The 17,772-nt window shown below is 72.7% G+C and carries 15 protein-coding genes; 5 read left to right on the top strand and 10 right to left on the bottom strand.

From position 1 onward, the window contains the following. Nucleotides 1-15 precede the first annotated feature (15 nt). The 5 genes from ACRAKH_RS08440 to ACRAKH_RS08420 form a co-directional block, all read right to left on the bottom strand. Nucleotides 16-342, bottom strand: coding sequence for a hypothetical protein (locus ACRAKH_RS08440; RefSeq protein ID WP_380719852.1), 327 nt, complete (start codon nucleotides 340-342; stop codon nucleotides 16-18). A gap of 168 nt (nucleotides 343-510) precedes the next feature. Next, the gene (locus ACRAKH_RS08435; protein WP_380719854.1) at nucleotides 511-1,284 is read right to left on the bottom strand and encodes a GntR family transcriptional regulator; all 774 of its coding nucleotides are present in this window, start codon (nucleotides 1,282-1,284) and stop codon (nucleotides 511-513) included. Nucleotides 1,285-1,342: 58 nt separating this feature from the next. Next, nucleotides 1,343-2,047: a glutamate ABC transporter substrate-binding protein gene (locus ACRAKH_RS08430; RefSeq protein WP_380719856.1), complete on the bottom strand. Its 705-nt coding sequence runs from the start codon at nucleotides 2,045-2,047 to the stop codon at nucleotides 1,343-1,345. Nucleotides 2,048-2,311: 264 nt separating this feature from the next. Beyond that, entirely contained in the window at nucleotides 2,312-4,975 is a 2,664-nt protein-coding gene (locus ACRAKH_RS08425; RefSeq protein WP_380719857.1) for a bifunctional acetate--CoA ligase family protein/GNAT family N-acetyltransferase, read from the bottom strand. A 2-nt stretch (nucleotides 4,976-4,977) separates the two neighbouring features. Then, a complete protein-coding gene (locus ACRAKH_RS08420) occupies nucleotides 4,978-6,153 on the bottom strand; it encodes an acetoin utilization protein AcuC (protein ID WP_380719859.1) in 1,176 nt (391 codons plus the stop codon). Between the two features lie 164 nt (nucleotides 6,154-6,317). Between ACRAKH_RS08420 and ACRAKH_RS08415 the strand changes: the two genes are divergently transcribed. Next, on the top strand, nucleotides 6,318-6,935 hold the full coding sequence (locus ACRAKH_RS08415) for a DUF3558 family protein (protein ID WP_380719861.1): 618 nt from the start codon (nucleotides 6,318-6,320) through the stop codon (nucleotides 6,933-6,935). A 220-nt stretch (nucleotides 6,936-7,155) separates the two neighbouring features. Here the strand turns inward: ACRAKH_RS08415 and ACRAKH_RS08410 are convergent, their stop codons facing one another. Beyond that, entirely contained in the window at nucleotides 7,156-8,004 is an 849-nt protein-coding gene (locus ACRAKH_RS08410) for a sulfurtransferase (RefSeq protein ID WP_380719862.1), read from the bottom strand. A gap of 61 nt (nucleotides 8,005-8,065) precedes the next feature. Between ACRAKH_RS08410 and ACRAKH_RS08405 the strand changes: the two genes are divergently transcribed. Genes ACRAKH_RS08405 through ACRAKH_RS08390 form a run of 4 tightly spaced genes read left to right on the top strand, consistent with a single transcriptional unit; the run spans nucleotide 8,066 to nucleotide 12,956 of the window. Beyond that, nucleotides 8,066-8,758: a metal-dependent transcriptional regulator gene (locus ACRAKH_RS08405; RefSeq protein WP_380719864.1), complete on the top strand. Its 693-nt coding sequence runs from the start codon at nucleotides 8,066-8,068 to the stop codon at nucleotides 8,756-8,758. After that, a complete protein-coding gene (gene galK / locus ACRAKH_RS08400) occupies nucleotides 8,755-9,915 on the top strand; it encodes a galactokinase (protein ID WP_380719866.1) in 1,161 nt (386 codons plus the stop codon). The genes ACRAKH_RS08405 and galK overlap by 4 nt, the downstream gene beginning before the upstream one ends. A 27-nt stretch (nucleotides 9,916-9,942) precedes the next feature. Beyond that, on the top strand, nucleotides 9,943-10,905 hold the full coding sequence (gene galE / locus ACRAKH_RS08395; RefSeq protein ID WP_380719869.1) for a UDP-glucose 4-epimerase GalE: 963 nt from the start codon (nucleotides 9,943-9,945) through the stop codon (nucleotides 10,903-10,905). Then, nucleotides 10,905-12,956, top strand: a complete 2,052-nt coding sequence (locus tag ACRAKH_RS08390) for a S9 family peptidase (protein ID WP_380719871.1) — start codon at nucleotides 10,905-10,907, stop codon at nucleotides 12,954-12,956. Before galE ends, ACRAKH_RS08390 begins: the two co-directional genes overlap by 1 nt. 228 nt (nucleotides 12,957-13,184) lie before the next feature. Here ACRAKH_RS08390 and ACRAKH_RS08385 read toward each other — a convergent pair whose 3' ends face one another. The 4 genes from ACRAKH_RS08385 to ACRAKH_RS08370 form a co-directional block, all read right to left on the bottom strand. Continuing rightward, nucleotides 13,185-14,225: a DUF4192 domain-containing protein gene (locus tag ACRAKH_RS08385; RefSeq protein ID WP_380719873.1), complete on the bottom strand. Its 1,041-nt coding sequence runs from the start codon at nucleotides 14,223-14,225 to the stop codon at nucleotides 13,185-13,187. A 125-nt stretch (nucleotides 14,226-14,350) separates the two neighbouring features. Continuing rightward, complete coding sequence (locus tag ACRAKH_RS08380; RefSeq protein ID WP_380719876.1) at nucleotides 14,351-15,112, bottom strand: peptidoglycan DD-metalloendopeptidase family protein; 762 nt, start codon at nucleotides 15,110-15,112, stop codon at nucleotides 14,351-14,353. 151 nt (nucleotides 15,113-15,263) lie between these two features. Then, on the bottom strand, nucleotides 15,264-15,776 hold the full coding sequence (locus tag ACRAKH_RS08375; RefSeq protein WP_380719878.1) for a M23 family metallopeptidase: 513 nt from the start codon (nucleotides 15,774-15,776) through the stop codon (nucleotides 15,264-15,266). A 92-nt stretch (nucleotides 15,777-15,868) separates the two neighbouring features. Continuing rightward, the gene (locus ACRAKH_RS08370) at nucleotides 15,869-17,716 is read right to left on the bottom strand and encodes a Xaa-Pro dipeptidyl-peptidase (protein ID WP_380719880.1); all 1,848 of its coding nucleotides are present in this window, start codon (nucleotides 17,714-17,716) and stop codon (nucleotides 15,869-15,871) included. Between the last annotated feature and the right edge of the window lie 56 nt (nucleotides 17,717-17,772).

The raw sequence follows: 17,772 nt of genomic DNA, 5'->3' as shown, positions 1-17,772 counted from the left end.
CCGCCGGGTCGCGGTTCAGTTCGGCAGTTCCCGGATCTCCATCTCCAGCACGTCGATCTCGTCGCTGATGGCCTCGTCCAGCATGCGGTCGAGCAGGTCGGAGCAGTCCGTCGACGTGACGCCGAACCGCGGCACCTGTTCCCACCACACGGCCGGGTTGTTCCAGAACGAGCCGGAGCCCTGGTCGACACCCTCCAGGCACCTGAGCCGGGGGTCGTCGTCCGGCAGCCGCCGCACGTAGTCGATGAACCGGGCCAGCGCCGCCGGCTCGCTCACCGGCACCGCGCCGTACCCGCGCAGGCAGTCTTCGAGTTCCGTCAGGAACTCCTCTTTGAACGTCACGTCGCCACCCCCGCTTCCCCCGCGCCGTTGCGGGTGAGGAGGACTCACGTCCTGGAACGACCACGGTACCGCCGCGAGGTCACGCGGGAATTACTGCCAACGGGCGGTTCCGGGAGAAGATCTGCGACGTCCCGCGCGCCGATGGGCGAGACCGTCCACAGTGGACCATCACTCCGAACGGAGGCGCGCCAGGAAGCTGAACCGGTCACCCCGGTAGAGCGAACGGACCCGTTCGACCGGTTCGCCAACGTTGTCATGGGACACGCGGTGGAGCAGGAGCATCGGCAGCGCCGGGTTCGTGCCGATCAGCAACGCCTCGCGCGGCGTGGCCAGCACGGTCTCCACCCGCTCCTCCGCCTCGGCGAACACCACGCCGAGGCGGTCCCGCAGGCACGCGCACAGCGACGTCGTCGGGTCGAACACCTCCAGCAGCGTCGGGAAGCGCGCCGCCGACAGGTACGTCGACTCGAGCCCGATCCGCTCCCCGTCGGCGAGCAGCACCTGTTCGAGGTGGATGACCGGGTCGCCCCGGTCCACCCCCAGGTCCCGCGACAGCACGTCGTCGGCGGGCAGGTGCTCGACGGTGATCACGCTGCGCGCCGGGTCGACGCCCTGCCGGCGCAGCCCTTCCGCGCAGCTCACCAGGGAGAGCGGCTGCACCAGCTTGGGCGGCGCGACGAACGTGCCGCTGCCCTGCCGGCGTTGCAGCTTCCCCTCCAGCACCAGCTCGCCGACGGCCTGCCGCAGCGTCACCCGCGACACCGAGAACCGCTCGGCCAGCTCCCGCTCCGACGGGAGCGCCGTGCCCTCGCCGAGCGCGTCGATCAACCACAGCAGTTCCGTCTTCACCGCGTAGTAACGGGGAATGCGGCCGTGTTCGGGGATACCGGCGCGGACCGGCCCGTCCGCGCGGTAGTGGGGCACGTAATGCGAGGCATGCACGCCGCGAGCCTACGGCGCGGTCCGGGCCGGTCAGACCGCTATCGGAGTGGGTCCGGGATCACGACGCGATCTTCGGCGGGTCCGGGATGGCGTAACCGGACTGCCCCACGTTGGCCTCCAGCGATTTGCGCCACTCGCCGGAATCGATCATCTTCTGAACGGCGGCGGTCACTTTCGCCTTGCTGGTGGGATCGCCCTTGCGCATGCCGATCCCGTACTCCTCGCGGCTGAACGGTTTGTTGACGACCCGCAGCAGCTCGGGGTTTTGCGCGGCGTACCCGGCGAGGATCACGTCGTCGGTCGTCATGGCGTCCACCTGCTCGGCGAGCAGCGCGGTGACGCAGTCGCTGAAATTCGGGTATTCCACGAGTTCCACGGCCTGCGCGAACTGGTCCTTCACGTACTGCGCCGAGGTGGTGTTGTCCACCGAACAGAGCTTCAGGCCGCCCGAGTTGAGCGATTCGGGGCCGCTGATGCGCTCATCGGTCAACCGGACCAGCAGGTCCTGGCCCGCCACGAAATACGGACCGACGAAGTCGATGACCTCCTTGCGCTTGTCCGTGATCGAGTAGCTCGACACGACGAGGTCGACGGCGCCGGTGGTCAGCAGCTTCTCCCGTTCCGACGGGGTCGCCTCGGTGAACTTGATGCCGGTGTCCTCGACGCCCAGCTCCTTCGCCACATAGCGGGCCACGTCGACGTCGAAACCTTTGTAGGTGCCGTCCAAACGGCGCACCCCAAGTCCGGGTTGGTCGTACGCCACGGCGATGGTCAGCTCGTTGGAGCTGTCCGCCTTGCCGGCGACGGTCGTGTCGTCACCGGTGGAGCACGACGCGAGGACAAGCGAGGCGGAACACGCCACGACGAGGGCGCGTAGGGATGCCAGAGCCATTCTTCCCCTTTTCGGGAGCTTCCTCGGGTTGCCGGGAACCTAAGCGGCCGAAGGGAGCCCGTCCATAGCCACATGGAAGATAGGGGCCACAGGATCGTTCAAGGGTGACGGTTGTGTATCGAGACCGTGACCGGGCTAACGCGGCCCGCCGGGAGACCGCAGCCGCCGCGGACCGGTGTCGTGCCGGGACGGCGGCGGACCCAGCGTCACCGTCGCGCTGCTGACGTACGCGCCGGCGGCGCTGGCCAGCACCGGCTCCAGCGAGAGCTGCCGCACCTCCGGCACGTCCTCGGCCAGCGCCGCGAGCCGCAGCACGAGATCCTGCAGCGCGGGCAGGTCGGCCGGCTCGTCGCCCTGGTAGCCCGCGAGCAGCGGCGCGGCCTTGGGCGCGCGCACCAGCGCCGCCGCGTCCGCGTCGGTCAGCGGCACCGCCCGGTACGCCCGGTCGCCGAGCAGGTCGCTGACCAGCCCCGACAGCCCGAACGACACCAGCGTGCCGAACGACGGGTCGTCCTGCAGGCCCAGGACGCAGGAGATGCCCTTGGGCGCCATGCGCTGCACGTACACGTCCCGCCGGTCCGACATCTCGGCGAGCATGTCGTACGCGCTGCGCACGGCCTCCTCGCCGGACAGGTCCAGCCGCACGCCGACCAGGTCGGCCCGGTGGCGCAGCCGGTCGTCGGTCGACTTCATGGCCACCGGGTAGCCCAGTTCGTCGGCCGCGCGCACGGCCTCGTCCGGCGACCGCACCACGCGGAACGGCACGACCTGGACGCCGTAGCACGCGAGCAGCCGCACGGTCGTCTCGTCGTCGAGCCGCCGTTCCCCCTCCGACACCTGGGACGCCACGATCGCGTGCGCCGTCTCGGAGTCGATGCCCTCGGGCCGGATGAACGTGCCCTGGGGGGCCGACCGCCACCGCGCGTAGCGGGTCACCCGCGCCAACGCGAGCACAGCGCGCTCCGGGCTCGGGTACGACGGCACGGAACCCCGTCCGGGCGCGCCGCCGGGACCGGGCACGGCCAGTTCGGCCGGCACGCCCTCCACGGCCAGGAACGTCGAGGCGATCGGCTTGGTCCGCCCGCCCTGCTCCACGACGTCGCGCAACGCGCGGGCGAACGTCGCGCCGGGCACGGCCAGCGGCGGCACGAACACCACCACGAGCGCGTCCGCCTCGGGGTTCTCCAGCGCCGCCTTCACCGCCGCGGCGAACGCCTCCGGCCCGGCCTGCGCGCCCACGTCCACCGGGTCGCCCGCCAGCTCCAGTCCCTGCGCGAGCGCCGTGTCGGCGGCCAGCAGCCCGATCGCGGTCGAGTTGCCCACCACGGCGACCCGCGGCCCGGCCGGCAGCGGCTGGTGGGCCAGCAGCAGGGCGGTGTCGAACAGCTGGGCCAGCGACTCCACCCGGATCACGCCCGCCTGCTCGAACAACGCCTGCACGCTCGACTCGTCCACCGGCACGGACGTGGCCGCCAGCGCGGGCGTCACGGCGTGCCGGCCCGACTTCACCGCGACGATCGGCTTGCTGCGGCCGAGCCGGCGGGCGAGGCGGGCGAACTTGCGCGGGTTGCCGAACGACTCCAGGTACAGCAGCACGACGTCCGTGGCCGGGTCGGTCTCCCAGTACTGGAGCAGGTCGTTGCCGGACACGTCGGACCGGTTGCCCGCGGACACGAACGTGGACAGGCCGAGGCCCCGTTCGGCGGCGGTGGCGAGGATCGCCGTGCCGAGCGCGCCGGACTGGCAGAAGAAGCCCGTGCGGCCCCGGACCGGCAGCTTCGGCGCGAGGGTGGCGTTCAGCCGCACGCCCGCGTCGGTGTTCAGCACGCCCAACGCGTTCGGGCCGACGACGCGCATGCCGTGCGCGCGGGCCTCGGCGGCGAGCCTGCGTTCCGCGCTCAACCCGCCCGGACCCGTCTCGCCGAACCCGGACGTGACCACGACCAGCGCCTTCACGCCCTTCGCGAGGCAGGCGTCCATGACCTCGTCGACGCCGGCGGCGGGCACCGCCACCACGGCCAGGTCCACGTCGTCGGGGATCGCCAGCACCGACGGGTACGCGCGCACCCCGCGCACCGACCGGTGCTCGGCGTTCACCGGGTACACCGGCCCGGCGAAGTCGCCGGTCAGCAGGTTCGTCAGCACCGCGTTGCCGATCTTGGTCTGGTCCGTGGACGCGCCGATGACGGCGATCGACCTCGGGTGCAGGAGGTTGTGCACGCTGCGCGCCTCGGCGGCCTGCTCGCGGGCGCGGGCCACCTCCACCGACTCCTCGGTCGGGTCGATGTCGAACTCCAGGTGCACCACGCCCTCCTCGAACGCGCGGCTCACGCTGTAGCCCGCGTCCCGGAAGATCCGCACCATCTGGCCGTTCTCCGCCAGCACCTCGGCGGTGAACCGGCTCAGTCCCCGTTCCCGGGCGGCCGCGGCGAGGTGTTCCAGCAGGATCGAGCCGAGGCCGCGGCCCTGGTGGGCGTCCTCGACCACGAACGCGACCTCGGCCGAGCTGCCCTCGCCGAGCCGGTCGTAGCGGCCGACGGCCACGATGTCGTCGCCGAGCAGCGCCGTGAACGCCACCCGGTCGGCGTGGTCGACCGTGCTGAACCGCTCCACGTCCCGCTTCGGCATCCGCGGGTAGGGGCCGAAGTAGCGGTAGTAGCGGGTGCGCTCGGACAGCCTGCCGTGGAACGCGAGCAGCTTCTCCGCGTCGTCCGGGGTGATCGGCCGCAGGTGGACCGTGCCGCCGTCGCTGAGCACGACGTCGGCCTCCCAGTGCCTCGGGTAGTCGAACGGGTCCACGGTCAGTCCCTCGGGTCGTCGGGGTCCAGGCCGTGCAGCGGGAACACGGCGCGCCGGGTGTCGCGGACCGCCAGGTCGAGCGGGGTGTCCGTCTCGCCGCCCCACGGCTGGAACGCGGTGTCCGCGCCGTCGCCCATCGACGTCGGCAGCGGCCAGTTCGGCGCGAGGGACGTGGCGTGCGCGACCCAGTCGGCGGGCAGCGGGGTGTTCGGGTCCACGTCCCGGTCGAGCACGGTGGCCAGCAGGTGCGTCCAGCTCCGCGGCACGACGCGCAGCAGCTCGTACCCGCCGCCGCCCAGCGCCAGCCACCGGCCGCTCGCGGTCTCCTCGGCCAGCTCGCGCAGGCGCCGGTAGATCGCCCGGTGGCCGTCCACCGTCAGCGCCAGGTCGGCCAGCGGGTCCTCGCGGTGCGTGTCCACGCCGCACTGGGTGACCAGGACCTGGGGCCGGAACGCCCGCAGCAGCGCCGGCACGGTCGCCTCGAACGCGCGCAGCCAGCCCCGGTCGTCCGTGCCGGGCGGGAGCGCCAGGTTCACGCTCGTGCCCTCCGCGCCCGCGCCGCCCAGCTCGTCGGGCCGCCCGGTGCCCGGCCACAGGCTCAGCGGGCTCTGGTGCACCGACACCGTGAGCACGCGCGGGTCGTCGTAGAACGCGGCCTGCACGCCGTCGCCGTGGTGGACGTCCGTGTCGAGGTAGGCGATCCGCTCGACGCCGTGGTCCAGCAGCCACGAGATCGCCACCGCGCAGTCGTTGTAGACGCAGAACCCGGCCGCGTGGTCGCGCATGGCGTGGTGCAGCCCGCCCGCGATGCTCACCGCCCGGTCCGCCTCCCCCGACGCGATCCGGCGCGCCGCCGCCAGCGAACCGCCCACGACCAGCGCGGACGCCTCGTGCATGCGGGAGAACACGGGGTTGTCGGCCGTGCCGAGGCCGTGGCCGACGTCCCAGCCGGCCATCGGCGCGGCGCGCACCGCGTTCAGGTACGACTCCTCGTGCACGCGCTCGATCTCGGCGTCCGGCGCGGGGTCGGGCGCGATGAGGTCCACGCCGTCCAGCACGCCCAGCGCGGTCGCCAACCGGACCGTCAGGTCCAGCCGGACCGGGTTCAACGGGTGGTCCCCGCCCAGGTCGTAGCCGAGGAAGGACTCGTCCCAGACGACAGCGGCTGCCTTGCCCATGTCCGGCAACCTAACCCACCGGGACGCGCTCGGTGTGATCACAGCTTGGTCGCCCCGGGCGAGCGGACGTCGCGGGTGGACTTAGAGTCTGCCGAGACGACGCGGGCCAGGATTGCGGCCATCGAGGATGGAACCCCGCACGTCGGAACGGGGTCATAGAGGACATGCACCTGCGACGAGTCTCCGCCCTGACCACCGTGCTGGCCGTGGCGCTCACGCTCGGCCTCTCGGCGTGCGCCACCAAGGTCGTCGGCAGCCCGGTCGCCGCGGCGGGCGGCTCGACCGGTGAGAAGTCGACCTCCGGCAAGCCGTCCTCCACCAAGACGTCCAGCAAGCCGAGCGCCAGCAAGTCCGGCACGCCGAAGACGACCGAGGCGGACAAGCCGTCGGGCGACGTCAAGATCACGACGAAGAAGAAGACCGAGGGCTTCGAGGACTGCGACCTCCTCACGCCCGAGGACGTGGCCGCCGCGCTCGGTGCGGCGAAGGGCGGCGAGAAGGGCTGCGTGCAGAGCACGGAGGACCCGATCGCGGTCGTGCTGTTCATGGTCACGTTCGCCGAGTACGAGGGCGAGGCGCGGACCATCGAGATCGGCGGCAACACCGCGTACGAGGTCAAGGAGAAGAGCGGCGACTGCACCGTGCTCGTCATGCTGACCGACGACCCGGAGGAGATCACCCCCGCGTTCGTGGCCACGGTGACGCCGATCGACGAGTTCGAGCCGTGCGAGGCAGCGCTGAAGCTGGCGACCAAGGGCTTCGAGAAGATCCCCAACGCTTGAGTTTGGCCGCTGCTCCGCAGACGGCGGCTCGGCCGCTGTGTCGTTGGTGCCGCCTCCGGCGTCACGGCTCGGCCGCCGGGAAGTCGGCAGCTCGCGACCCATCCCACGGCGATCGAAAAGCGTGATCGCCGCGCGATGGGCCACGAACCACCGACGCGGCCTCGCACCGGTGGGCGCGTTGGGGCGCTTGCCGGGGCGGAGCGGTGGCGGTTGGACCTGGTCAGGTGGGGTTGGGTCCGGTGGCGGCGGGGCGGGTCGGGTCGGACGACCACTGTGACCACGAGCCCGCGTAGAGCGGGGCCGGCGCGTCCGGGGTCCTGAGGCCCGCCACCTCCAGCGCCAGGACCACCGACGACGCGGTGACGCCCGAGCCGCAGTAGGCCGCGACCGGGTGGTCCGGCGAGACGCCGATCGACCGGAACCGCTCCGCGAGCGCCGCGGCCGGCAGCCAGCGACCACCCTCGGTGTGGCCCGAGGTCGGCGCGTTCAGCGCCCCCGGGATGTGGCCCGCGCGCGGGTCGACCGGCTCCGTCTCGCCCCGGTACCGCTCGGGGGCACGGGCGTCGAGCAGCACTCCGGACGCGGTGAACGCGGCGGCCTCGTCGGCGGTCAGCACGGGCATCGCGCCGGGCCGCACGACGACGTCGCCGGGAACAGGTGCGGGCGCCTCCGCGTTGACCGGACGGCCCTCCGCGGTCCACGCCGCGTAGCCGCCGTCGAGGACCGCCACCTCCGGGTGGCCGGCCCACCGCAACAGCCACCACGCGCGGGCCGCGACCGAGCCGTCACCACCGTCGTACGCCACGACCGGGTGACCTCGGCGGACACCGGCGGCGCGCAGCACGGCCTGCAGGGCGGCCGGGTCCGGCAGCGGGTGCCGGCCACCGGCTCCGGGCGGCGACGACAGCTCGGTGTCGAGGTCGACGTACACGGCGCCGGGAACGTGCGCGACCTCGTAGTCTTGACGTCCCGGCGGTCCGCCCAGTCGCCAGCGGACGTCGAGCACGACCGGGGGTTCCGCGCCGCTCAGCGCGGAGGCCAGGGCTTCGGTGCTGATCAGTGGATGCACGGCACCATCCTGCACCCGTGACCGGCCGACTAGCATTGACGCCATACGAAGGGGAGCGGGTGTGAACGAGCTCATCGACACTACCGAGATGTACCTCCGCACGATCTACGAGCTCGAAGAAGAGGGCGTGGTGCCCCTGCGCGCGCGGATCGCCGAGCGGCTGGCGCAGAGCGGTCCGACGGTCAGCCAGACCGTGGGCCGGATGGAACGCGACGGTCTCGTCATCGTGGCGGACGACCGCCACCTGGAGCTGACCGAGCAGGGCCGCAACCTCGCCATCGCGGTCATGCGCAAGCACCGGCTCGCCGAGCGGCTGCTGGTCGACATCATCGGCCTGGAGTGGGAGCACGTGCACAGCGAGGCGTGCCGCTGGGAGCACGTCATGAGCGAGGCCGTCGAGCGCAAGCTGGTGAAGCTCCTCGGCAACCCCACCACCTCGCCCTACGGCAACCCGATCCCCGGTCTGGACAAGTTGGGCGACGGCGAGCCGGCCCCGGCCGCCGAGGCGGACCTCGTGCGCGTCGACGAGGTGGCCCGGCGCGGCGGCGGTCGCGTCGAGGTGCGCCGGATCGCCGAGCACGTGCAGCTGGACCCCGACCTGATGGCCGAGCTGAAGGCCGCCGGCGTGGTGCCGGGCGGCACGGTCGAGATCGACTCGCTCGGCGGCGCGAAGGTCATCCAGGTGCGCGGCAACGGCACGGTCGCCGAGCTGGACCCGGCGGTGGCGCACGCCGTCCTGGTGCAGGCGCGGTGAGCCCGGCGCGACGCGCGTCAGCCGCGTTCACCCGGTTGCACGGCGTCGCGCCCGCGGGCGTCTGGTCCGCACCCGGTCGGGTGAACCTGATCGGGGAGCACACCGACTACAACGACGGTTTCGTGCTGCCGTTCGCGTTGCCGCACCGGACGGCGGTGGCCGCGTCGCCCCGTGACGACGGCATGCTGCACGTGGCGACCGTCGGTGACGACGGCGCCGTGCAGCAGGCGTCGCCGGTCGCCGTGGCCGAGCTGGAACCGGGCGCGTCGACCGGCTGGTCCGCCTACCCGGCGGGCGTGGCGTGGGTGCTGCGCGGGCAGGGCGTGACCGGCGGCGCGAACCTCGTGATCGCCGGTGACGTGCCGGCGGGCGCGGGCCTGTCCTCGTCGCACGCGCTGGAGTGCGCGGTGGCGCTCGCGCTGCTCGGGCTCGCCGACCGTCCCGCCGACGACCTGCCGCAGATCGCGCGGTGGGTGCAGCGCGCGGAGAACGACTTCGTCGGCGCGCCCACCGGGTTGCTCGACCAGACCGCGTCGCTGTGCTGCACCGAGGCGCACGTGCTGTTCCTCGACGTGCGGTCGTTCAAGGCCGGGCAGGTGCCGTTCGACGCGGCCGAGCACGGCCTCGAAGTGCTGGTGGTCGACACGCGGGCCAGCCACTCCCACACCGACGGCGGCTACGGCGCGCGTCGGGCGGGCTGCGAGCGGGCGGCTTCGATCCTCGGCGTGCCCGCGTTGCGGGACGTCGACGTGAGCGAGCTGGACGGCGCGCTTGCCCGGCTGCCGGAGGAGCTGCGCCCGCTGGTGCGGCACGTGGTTACGGAGAACGAGCGGGTGCTGGACTCCGTCGAGCTGCTGCGCGCCGGCCGGCTGGCCGAGCTGGGGCCGCTGCTCGACGCGTCGCACGCGTCGCTGCGCGACGACTACGAGGTGTCGGCGCCGGAACTGGACGTCGCCGTGGACGCCGCCAAGGCGGCGGGCGCGCTGGGCGCGCGCATGGTCGGCGGCGGCTTCGGCGGTTCGGCGATCGCGCTGGTGCCGGTGGACCGGCACGACGACGTGGCGCGCCGGGTCTTCGCGGCCTTCGCGCGGCGCGGGTGGACGACACCGAGGATCTTCACGGCCGTGCCCTCGGCGGGCGCGGGCCGTGACAATTGATGGTCGGCTAGAGAGCGGGGTTGCAGGGTGAAGTTGCTCGTCACGGGCGGTGCCGGGTACGTGGGCAGCGTGTGCGCGGCCACGTTGGCCGAGTCGGGGCACGAGGTGGTCGTGCTGGACGACCTGTCCACCGGGCACGCGGACGCGGTGCCGGACGGCGTCCGGCTGGTCGAGGCGGGCATCGACGAGGCGATCGGCGGCGTGCTGGCCGAGGGCTTCGACGGCGTCCTGCACTTCGCCGCCAAGTCGCTGGTCGGCGAGTCCATGCAGGACCCGGCGAAGTACTGGCACGGCAACGTGGTCACGTCGCTGCGGCTGCTGGACGCCATGCGCGAGCACGGCACCCCCCGCCTGGTGTTCTCCTCCACCGCCGCGACGTACGGCGAGCCGGAGGAGGTGCCGATCGCGGAGACCGCGCCCACCCGTCCCACGAACACCTACGGCGCGACGAAGCTCGCGATCGACCACGCCATCACCTCGTACGCGGCCGCGCACGGCCTGGCCGCCGTGTCGCTGCGGTACTTCAACGTGGCCGGCGCGTACGGCCGGTACGGCGAGCGGCACGGGGTCGAGACGCACCTCATCCCGATCGTCCTGCAGGTCGCGCTGGGCCAGCGCGAACGCGTGCAGGTCTACGGCGACGACTGGCCGACCGAGGACGGCACGTGCGTCCGCGACTACATCCACGTCCTCGACCTGGCCGACGCGCACCTGCGCGCGCTGGAGCACGCGACCGCCGGTCAGCACAAGATCTACAACCTGGGCAACGGCCTCGGCTTCTCGGTGAAGCAGGTCATCGACGCGTGCCGCGAGGTGACCGGGCACCCGATCCCGGCGGACGTGGCCCCGCGCCGCGCCGGCGACCCGGCGTCCCTGGTGGCCGGAAGCGAGCGCGCCCGCGCCGAGCTGGGCTGGAAGCCCGAGCGCGTGGACATGGTCGGCATCGTGCGCGACGCGTGGGACTTCACCAGGTCACGACAGGGGGCGTGATGGCAGGCGGGATCACCGAGGCCGGCTTCGGCGACCTGACCGCCTACGCCGGGATGCCGCGGATCTCCTCGCTGGCGCTGTCCCCGGACGGCACCCGGCTCGTCACCTCGGTGGCGACGCTCGCGCCGGACGGCAAGACGTGGCAGGGAGCGCTGTGGGAGGTCGACCCCTCCGGCGAGCGCCCCGCGCGGCGGCTGACCCGCGGCGCGAAGGGCGCGTCGGCTCCCGCCTTCACGCCGGACGGCTCGCTGCTGTTCGTGTCGTCGCGGCCCGACCCGGACGCCGGGCCGGCGGAGAGCAAGGTGGCCAAGGACAAGGCGGCGCTGTGGCTGCTGCCCGCCACCGGTGAGGCGCGGCAGCTGTGCCGCCCCGCCGGCGGCGTGGCGGAGTTCGCGGTGGCGCGGGAGTCGGGCACGGTGCTGATCGCGTCGGGCGCGCACCCGACCGCCGAGTTCGGCGAGCAGGACGAGGAGCTGCGCAAGGCGCGCGAGGACGCCGGGGTGACCGCGATCCTGCACGAGTCGTACCCCGTGCGGTACTGGGACGCGGACCTCGGCCCGAGCTTCCCGCGGCTGCTCGCGACCACGTCGCCGGTCGGCGCGGACAGCGAGCGCGTCGACCCGGCGTCGGACCTGGTGGACCTGACGCCCAGCGCCGCCGCGCGGCTGGACGGCTCCCCCGCCATCAGCCCGGACGGGCGGTGGGTCGTGCACACCGAGAAGGTGCCGGTGAGCGCGTCCTACGGCACGCGCACCCGGTTCCGGCTGACGTCCGCGGACGGCGCCGTGGACCGCGTGCCGGCCGACCGCGAGGGCCACTCGTTCCAGCAGCCGACGTTCCTGCCGGACTCGTCGGGCGTGGTGGCCGTGCGGTCGCTCGACTCGACGGCCGACCGGCCGTGGACGCGCACGCTGGTGCGCATCGACCTGGCCGGCGAGGTCGAGGACCTGGCGGTGGACTTCCCCGAGGAGCCTGAGCACCCGGTGGTGAGCCCGGACGGCGCGTCGGTGTACTTCACCAGCAGCCACCGGGGGCACCAGCCGATCTGGAAGCTCGACCTGGCGTCCGGCGAGGTGGTCAAGCTGACCGCGTCCGGCGCCTACACGGACGTGCGGGTGAGCCCGGACAGCGCCTGGGTGTACGCCCTGCGCAACGCCTGGGACCACCCGCCGCAGCCCGTGCGGCTGTCCGCGTCCGGGGCGGACCAGGAGGCCGTCGCCCTGCCCGCCCCCGGTGCGGTCGAGTCGCTGCCGGGGACGTTGACCGAGGTCGACACGGTGGTCGAGGACGGTCGGACGGTGCGCGCGTGGCTGGTGCTGCCGGCGGGCGCGTCGGCCGAGCGCCCGGCGCCGTTGTTGTTGTGGGTGCACGGCGGTCCTCTCATGAGTTGGAGCGGGTGGAGCTGGCGCTGGAACCCGTGGCTGATGGCCGCGCGCGGGTACGCCGTGCTGCTGCCCGACCCGGCGCTGTCGATCGGGTACGGGCACGACTTCGTGCGCGCCGGGTGGGGTGCGTGGGGCGGCAAGCCGTACACGGACCTGGTGGCGATCACCGACGTGGCCGTGCGGCGGGACGACGTGGACGAGTCGCGGACGGCCGCCATGGGCGGGTCGTTCGGCGGGTACATGGCGAACTGGATCGCGACGCAGACCGACCGGTTCAAGGCGATCGTGACGCACGCGTCGTTGTGGCACCTGGACGCGTTCACCGGGACCACGGACGACGCGTACTACTGGATTCGCGAGATGGGCGACCCCCTTCGGGCGCAGGAGCGGGTGCGGGCGTACTCGCCGCACCTGCGGGTGGCGGACATCAAGACGCCGATGCTCGTGATCCACGGCGACAAGGACTACCGGGTCCCGGTCACCGAGGGGCAGCGGCTCTACTTCGACCTCGTGCGGCACGGGGTGCCGGCGAAGTTCCTGTACTTCCCCACCGAGGGCCACTGGATCCTGACGCCCGGCAACGCCAAGGTCTGGTACGAGACGATCTTCGCGTTCCTGGCGGAGCACGTGCTCGGCGAGCCCTGGCAGCGCCCGGAACTCGTCTAGGGACCACCAGCCAGCCGACCTCCCAACACCCGCCACCCGCCACCCGGCGTTCAGCACCCAGCAGCGGTACTCGACGCCAGGTGGTGGGTTGGCCGGCGGTCGGGTTGGGCCGCCAGCCAGGTTGAGCCGGCCGCCGTTCGGGTCCGGTTGGGCCGGTGGTGGGTTGGGCCGGCGGTCCGGGTTGTTCTGGGGCTGCCGCGGGTCCCCCAGGACTCGGTGGTGGGTGGGTCAAGGGCTGGGCGGGGTGGTCCAGGTGGCTCCCGCCGCGTGTTCGGCCAGTTCTCGCAGTTGTTCCGGCGGTAGACCGGTGTTCAGGGCGGCCCGCAGGAGTTCCGTCAACCGGTGCCCCGGGTGGGCTTCCTCGGCTCGCTCCAAGGCGAGCGACGCCAAGGTTCCCTGCCCCCGGATGTACGCCGAGAACGCCAACAGGGTGGCCGGTTCGGCGCGCTCCGGCGCGGGACTGGCCCGGGTCAGTTCCGTCCACAGGACCTCGGCGCCCAGCGCGTGCTCGCCCACGCAGTAGCCGAGGCTGGCATCGCGCGTCCACGGGTTCGACAGGGCGTGCGCCAGGTCCGCCACCTCGTCGTCGGTGAGCGAACGCTTGCGCCCCGCCGCACGCACCACCTCGGCGTGGATCAGGTCGAGGTGGCTCGGCGGCACGGCGCCGTCCGCCACGGGCGGGGCGTTGGCGGCACGTCGGTTCAGCAGGGCGGCCCGGCGGGACAGGGCTTCGGGCGGGTCGGGGGCGAGCAGCTCGGCCATGGCCTCGCGGCTGGCGTGGGTGACGAAGCCGTCCGCGGCCGACGCCGCCGCCAACGCGGTGCTCGTCGGGTCGGTGACGGTGCCGTGCGTGCCCGCGTCGTGGTAGTCGAACCACGCCTCCCCCTTCACGACGGCACGGGTCCACACCGCCAGCACCAACGGGACGCGCGCGGCGTGCAGGGCGTCGTCCACCTCGTCGACCACGGCGGCGTGCGGCAGGTGCTCGGGCGGGTCGCCGGAGCCGCCGCCGACCACGACGACGACCGCGGTGGCGTCACGGCACCGCGCCAGCGGCCCGGCGATCAGCTTGGCCACGCGGCCCGGCCGCGCCGGCGACGGCAGGTCGACGCGCAGGCCCATCGCCACGTCACCGGCCCGCAGCACGAGCACGACCAGCGAGTCGGCCGGGTGGAAGCCGAGCAGGTGCGGCACGGCGGCGATCACGTTCCCGGCGTCCACGAGGCGCGCGGCGGGCGGGGGTGGCGGCGGGGGCAGGAGCTTCGTCATGGGTTCGACTGTGGCGAACGGCGGCGAAGCGGGCCAGGGGCGTACCCGGATCTGTGGACAACTCGCGAACGGTCGCCCCCGGCGAACCGAGGGCGACCGTCGTCGAGCTCGTGACCTGCGGGAACTCAGCAGTTCGGGGCCACCTGGCCGTCCGAACCCGTGTACACGTAGGCGTCGGAGATGTAACCCGAGCCGATGTGGTCCCACAGGCTGGTGGTGCCGTACTTGCCGGTCACCGTCTCGCCGCGGGTCTGGCACCGGATGGTCACGGTGGCGCCGTCGGCGACCGAGCCGACGGCCGCGTACTGCGTGCCGGGCCCGGAGCGGACGGTCACGGACGCGCCGCTGTCGGTGCCGACGGTCCCGGTCACGCCGCTGGTGCAGGAGTTGCGGCTGGTGTAGCTGCGGGTGCCCCAGTAGTAGATCTGCGTCCCGTTGAACACGATCTTCTGGTCGACGCCGTTGAGCCGCTGCTCGAAGTGCAGGTGCGGGCCGCTCGACCCGCCGGTGGAGCCGACGTTGCCGATCTGCTGGCCGATCCGGACGGACTGCCCGACCGACACGCGCTGCGCGGACAGGTGCGCGTACCGGGTGCGCCAGCCGGAGCCGTGGTCGATCTCGATCCACCGCCCGTAGCTGGTGGTGCCCTCGTTCGCCACGCGCGTCACCGTTCCGCCGGCCGACGCGACCACCGGGTCGCCGTCGTCGTTGGTGCGGTTGAAGTCCACCGAGTTGGCCGGGCTGTGGCCGGTCCGCGTCTGGCCTTCCCACACCTGCCCGCAGGGGAACGGCATCTGGAACGCGGGCGCCGCCGCGGCCTCGCCCTGCGTGAGGACGAGGCCGATCAGCGGCGCCACCAGGGCCGTGATGAACACGCGTCGGATCATCTGCCACCTCCTTGACGAATGGTGTGGAGATCGGACCACGACCACCCGTCAAAGTGGAAGACTTACCAAGTGTTCAGTTCGTGAATTAATCCCTAACCAACCGAACGGCGCAGTGCCACCTCGACCGCGCGGATCAGCCCGGTCGGACCGATCAGCAGTTGCGGCTGGTGTAGTTGCGGGTGCCCCAGTAGAAGATCTGCGAGCCGTTGAACACGATCCGCTGGGCCACGCCGTTGAGCCGCTCCTCGAAGTGCAGGTGCGGGCCGCTCGACCCGCCGGTGGAGCCGACGTCGCCGATGCGCTGACCCCGCGTGACGGCCTGCCCGACGCTCACCCGCTGCACGGACAGGTGCGCGTAACGGGTGGTCCAGCCACCGCCGTGACCGATCTCGATCCACCGGCCGTAGCTGGTGCTGCCCTCGTTCGCCACCCGCGTCACGGTGCCGCCGGCCGACGCCACGACGGCGTCGCCGAGGTCGTTGGCGCGGTTCAGGTCCACCGCGTTGGCCGGGCTGTGGCCGGTCCGGGTCTGACCCTCCCACACCTGCCCGCACGGGAACGGCATCTGGAACGCGGGCGCCGCGACGGCCTCGCCCTGCGTGAGGACGAGGCCGACCAGCGGCGCTACCAGGGCCGCGACGAACGCACGTCGGATACGGCTCATCTGCCACCTCCTTGACGACTGTGGCGAAGATCCGATCACAACCGCGCCGGTAAGTGGAAGACTTTCCAGGTAGATACTTAGTGAATTAGTTTCTAACCGACCGATCGGCGCAACGCGCTCGCGCCGCCGACCACGGGCAGCTCCACGACCGTCGACGTGAGGTCGATCGACAGGCCCGCGCCGGGCCGCGGCCGCAGCGTGTAGTCGTGGTCAGAAGAGATCAGCACGAATTCCACGCTGTGACCAGACGGGACCACGTAGTCGTTCGGCTCCAGCTCCACCTCGACCCGGTACTGCTTGCCCGGCTCGATCGGCTTCGTCCGGGACGGCGACACGCGGTTCTGCGGGTCCGTCCACCCCCGCGTGATCACGTGCGACGTGCCGTCCGGCGCCCGGTCCACCAGCAGTGCGGTCACGTTGGCCGCCGGCCGGTCGAACGAGATCGCCAGGTCGACCCGCGCGACGCCGGAGAACCGGAGCGGCTCCGCGGTCGGCCGCGTCGCGTACGACAGGCGGTTCCCCGAGGCGGGCAGGTCGACGAGGTCCTCGGCGAGCTTGGACGAGTCGTCGCGCAACGACTCGACCACCGAGCCGCCCGGCACCGACTCGAACCGCAGCGCGCCCTTGGCCGAGCCACCCGCCCACGGGTGCAGGCGGACGTCGGACGTGCCGGGCGCGGGCCAGTCGGCCTCGTCCACCCAGGTGGTCTTGTCCTCGCGCTGGATCGTCGCCTTCGGCTCGCGCTCGATGCCGTTGTCGATCCCGTACAGGTAGTGGGAGAACCAGCGGTTGATCGTGCGCCGCCACTCCGCCGACCGCAGCGTGTCGGGGTCGGTGTGCCCGGCCTGGTGCAGCCAGATCTTGTGCTCGACGCCGTGCCGGCGCAGCGCCTCGTACCACTGGGCGACGTGCTTGACCTTGACGTTCCAGTCGCTCAACCCGTGCACGGCCAGCACTGCGGCCCGCACCTTCGAGGCGTCCTTGACGTAGTTGCGCTCGTCCCAGAACGGGCTGTAGTCGCCGGTCACGCGGTCCTGCTTCGCGGCCACGTCGGCGATCACCGGCTTGCAGATCTCCCGGTCGGCGCGCGTGTAGACGTACTCGGCCAGCACGTCCAGGTCCTCGCCCTGGTACGTGCCGGGCGCGACGACCGCGCCGTCGGCCCGGTAGTAGTCGTACCAGCTGGAGATGGCGGCGATCGGCACGATGGCCTCCAGCCCCTCCACGCCGGTCGACGCGACCGCGTTCGGCAGGGTGCCGTTGTACGACACGCCCATCATGCCGACCTTGCCGGTGGTCCAGTCGGCCACGACGGGGGCGCCGGCGGCGTCGCGCGCGGTGGTGCGGCCGTTGAGCCAGTCGACCACGGACTTCGAGCCGATGGTCTCGTTGACCCCGCCCGACGTCGGGCAGCCGGAGGACTTGCCGGTGCCGAGCGACTCGGCGTAGACCATGGCGAAGCCGCGGGCGAGGAAGTAGTCCTCGTACCGCCCGGACCGGATCGGCCCCGGGTTCGGCCCGACGGCGGCGGCGATGCGCTCGTCCGCCTCGGCCTTCAGCACGGAACCGTCGCGCTTGTCGTACCCGCCGCGGCGGTTGGGCACGTACAGCTCCACGTCGACGTCGTGGTTGGCCACGTCGTTGCCGCCGGAGAAGTACGGGCTGTTGAGGAACACGACCGGCACCTTCAGGCCCCGGTCGGTGGCCGTCTGGCGCACCACCTCGGTGTAGACCTCGTCGTCGCGACCGTCGCGATCGCTGTCGACCGGGGCGCGCACCCACAGGCTCTCGCGCACCACGTCCTTCGGGTCGAAGACGGGCTGCGCCTCGCCGCCGACGAACACCGGGCCTTCCGGCGCGGCAACCGCCACCGCGGGGATCGACCCCAGTGGCAACGTGACCAGAGCGGCGAGCACCGCGGCTCTCCGAGCACCCTTCACGACGGAACCCCCATCATGTCTAGGACAGGTTTCGGGCAGACCCTTCCCCTGCGGCA

The organism is Saccharothrix hoggarensis (genome assembly GCF_052936025.1).
The sequence above is the reverse complement of the archived record's forward strand: the minus strand, read 5'-3'. Positions and strand labels throughout refer to the sequence as shown.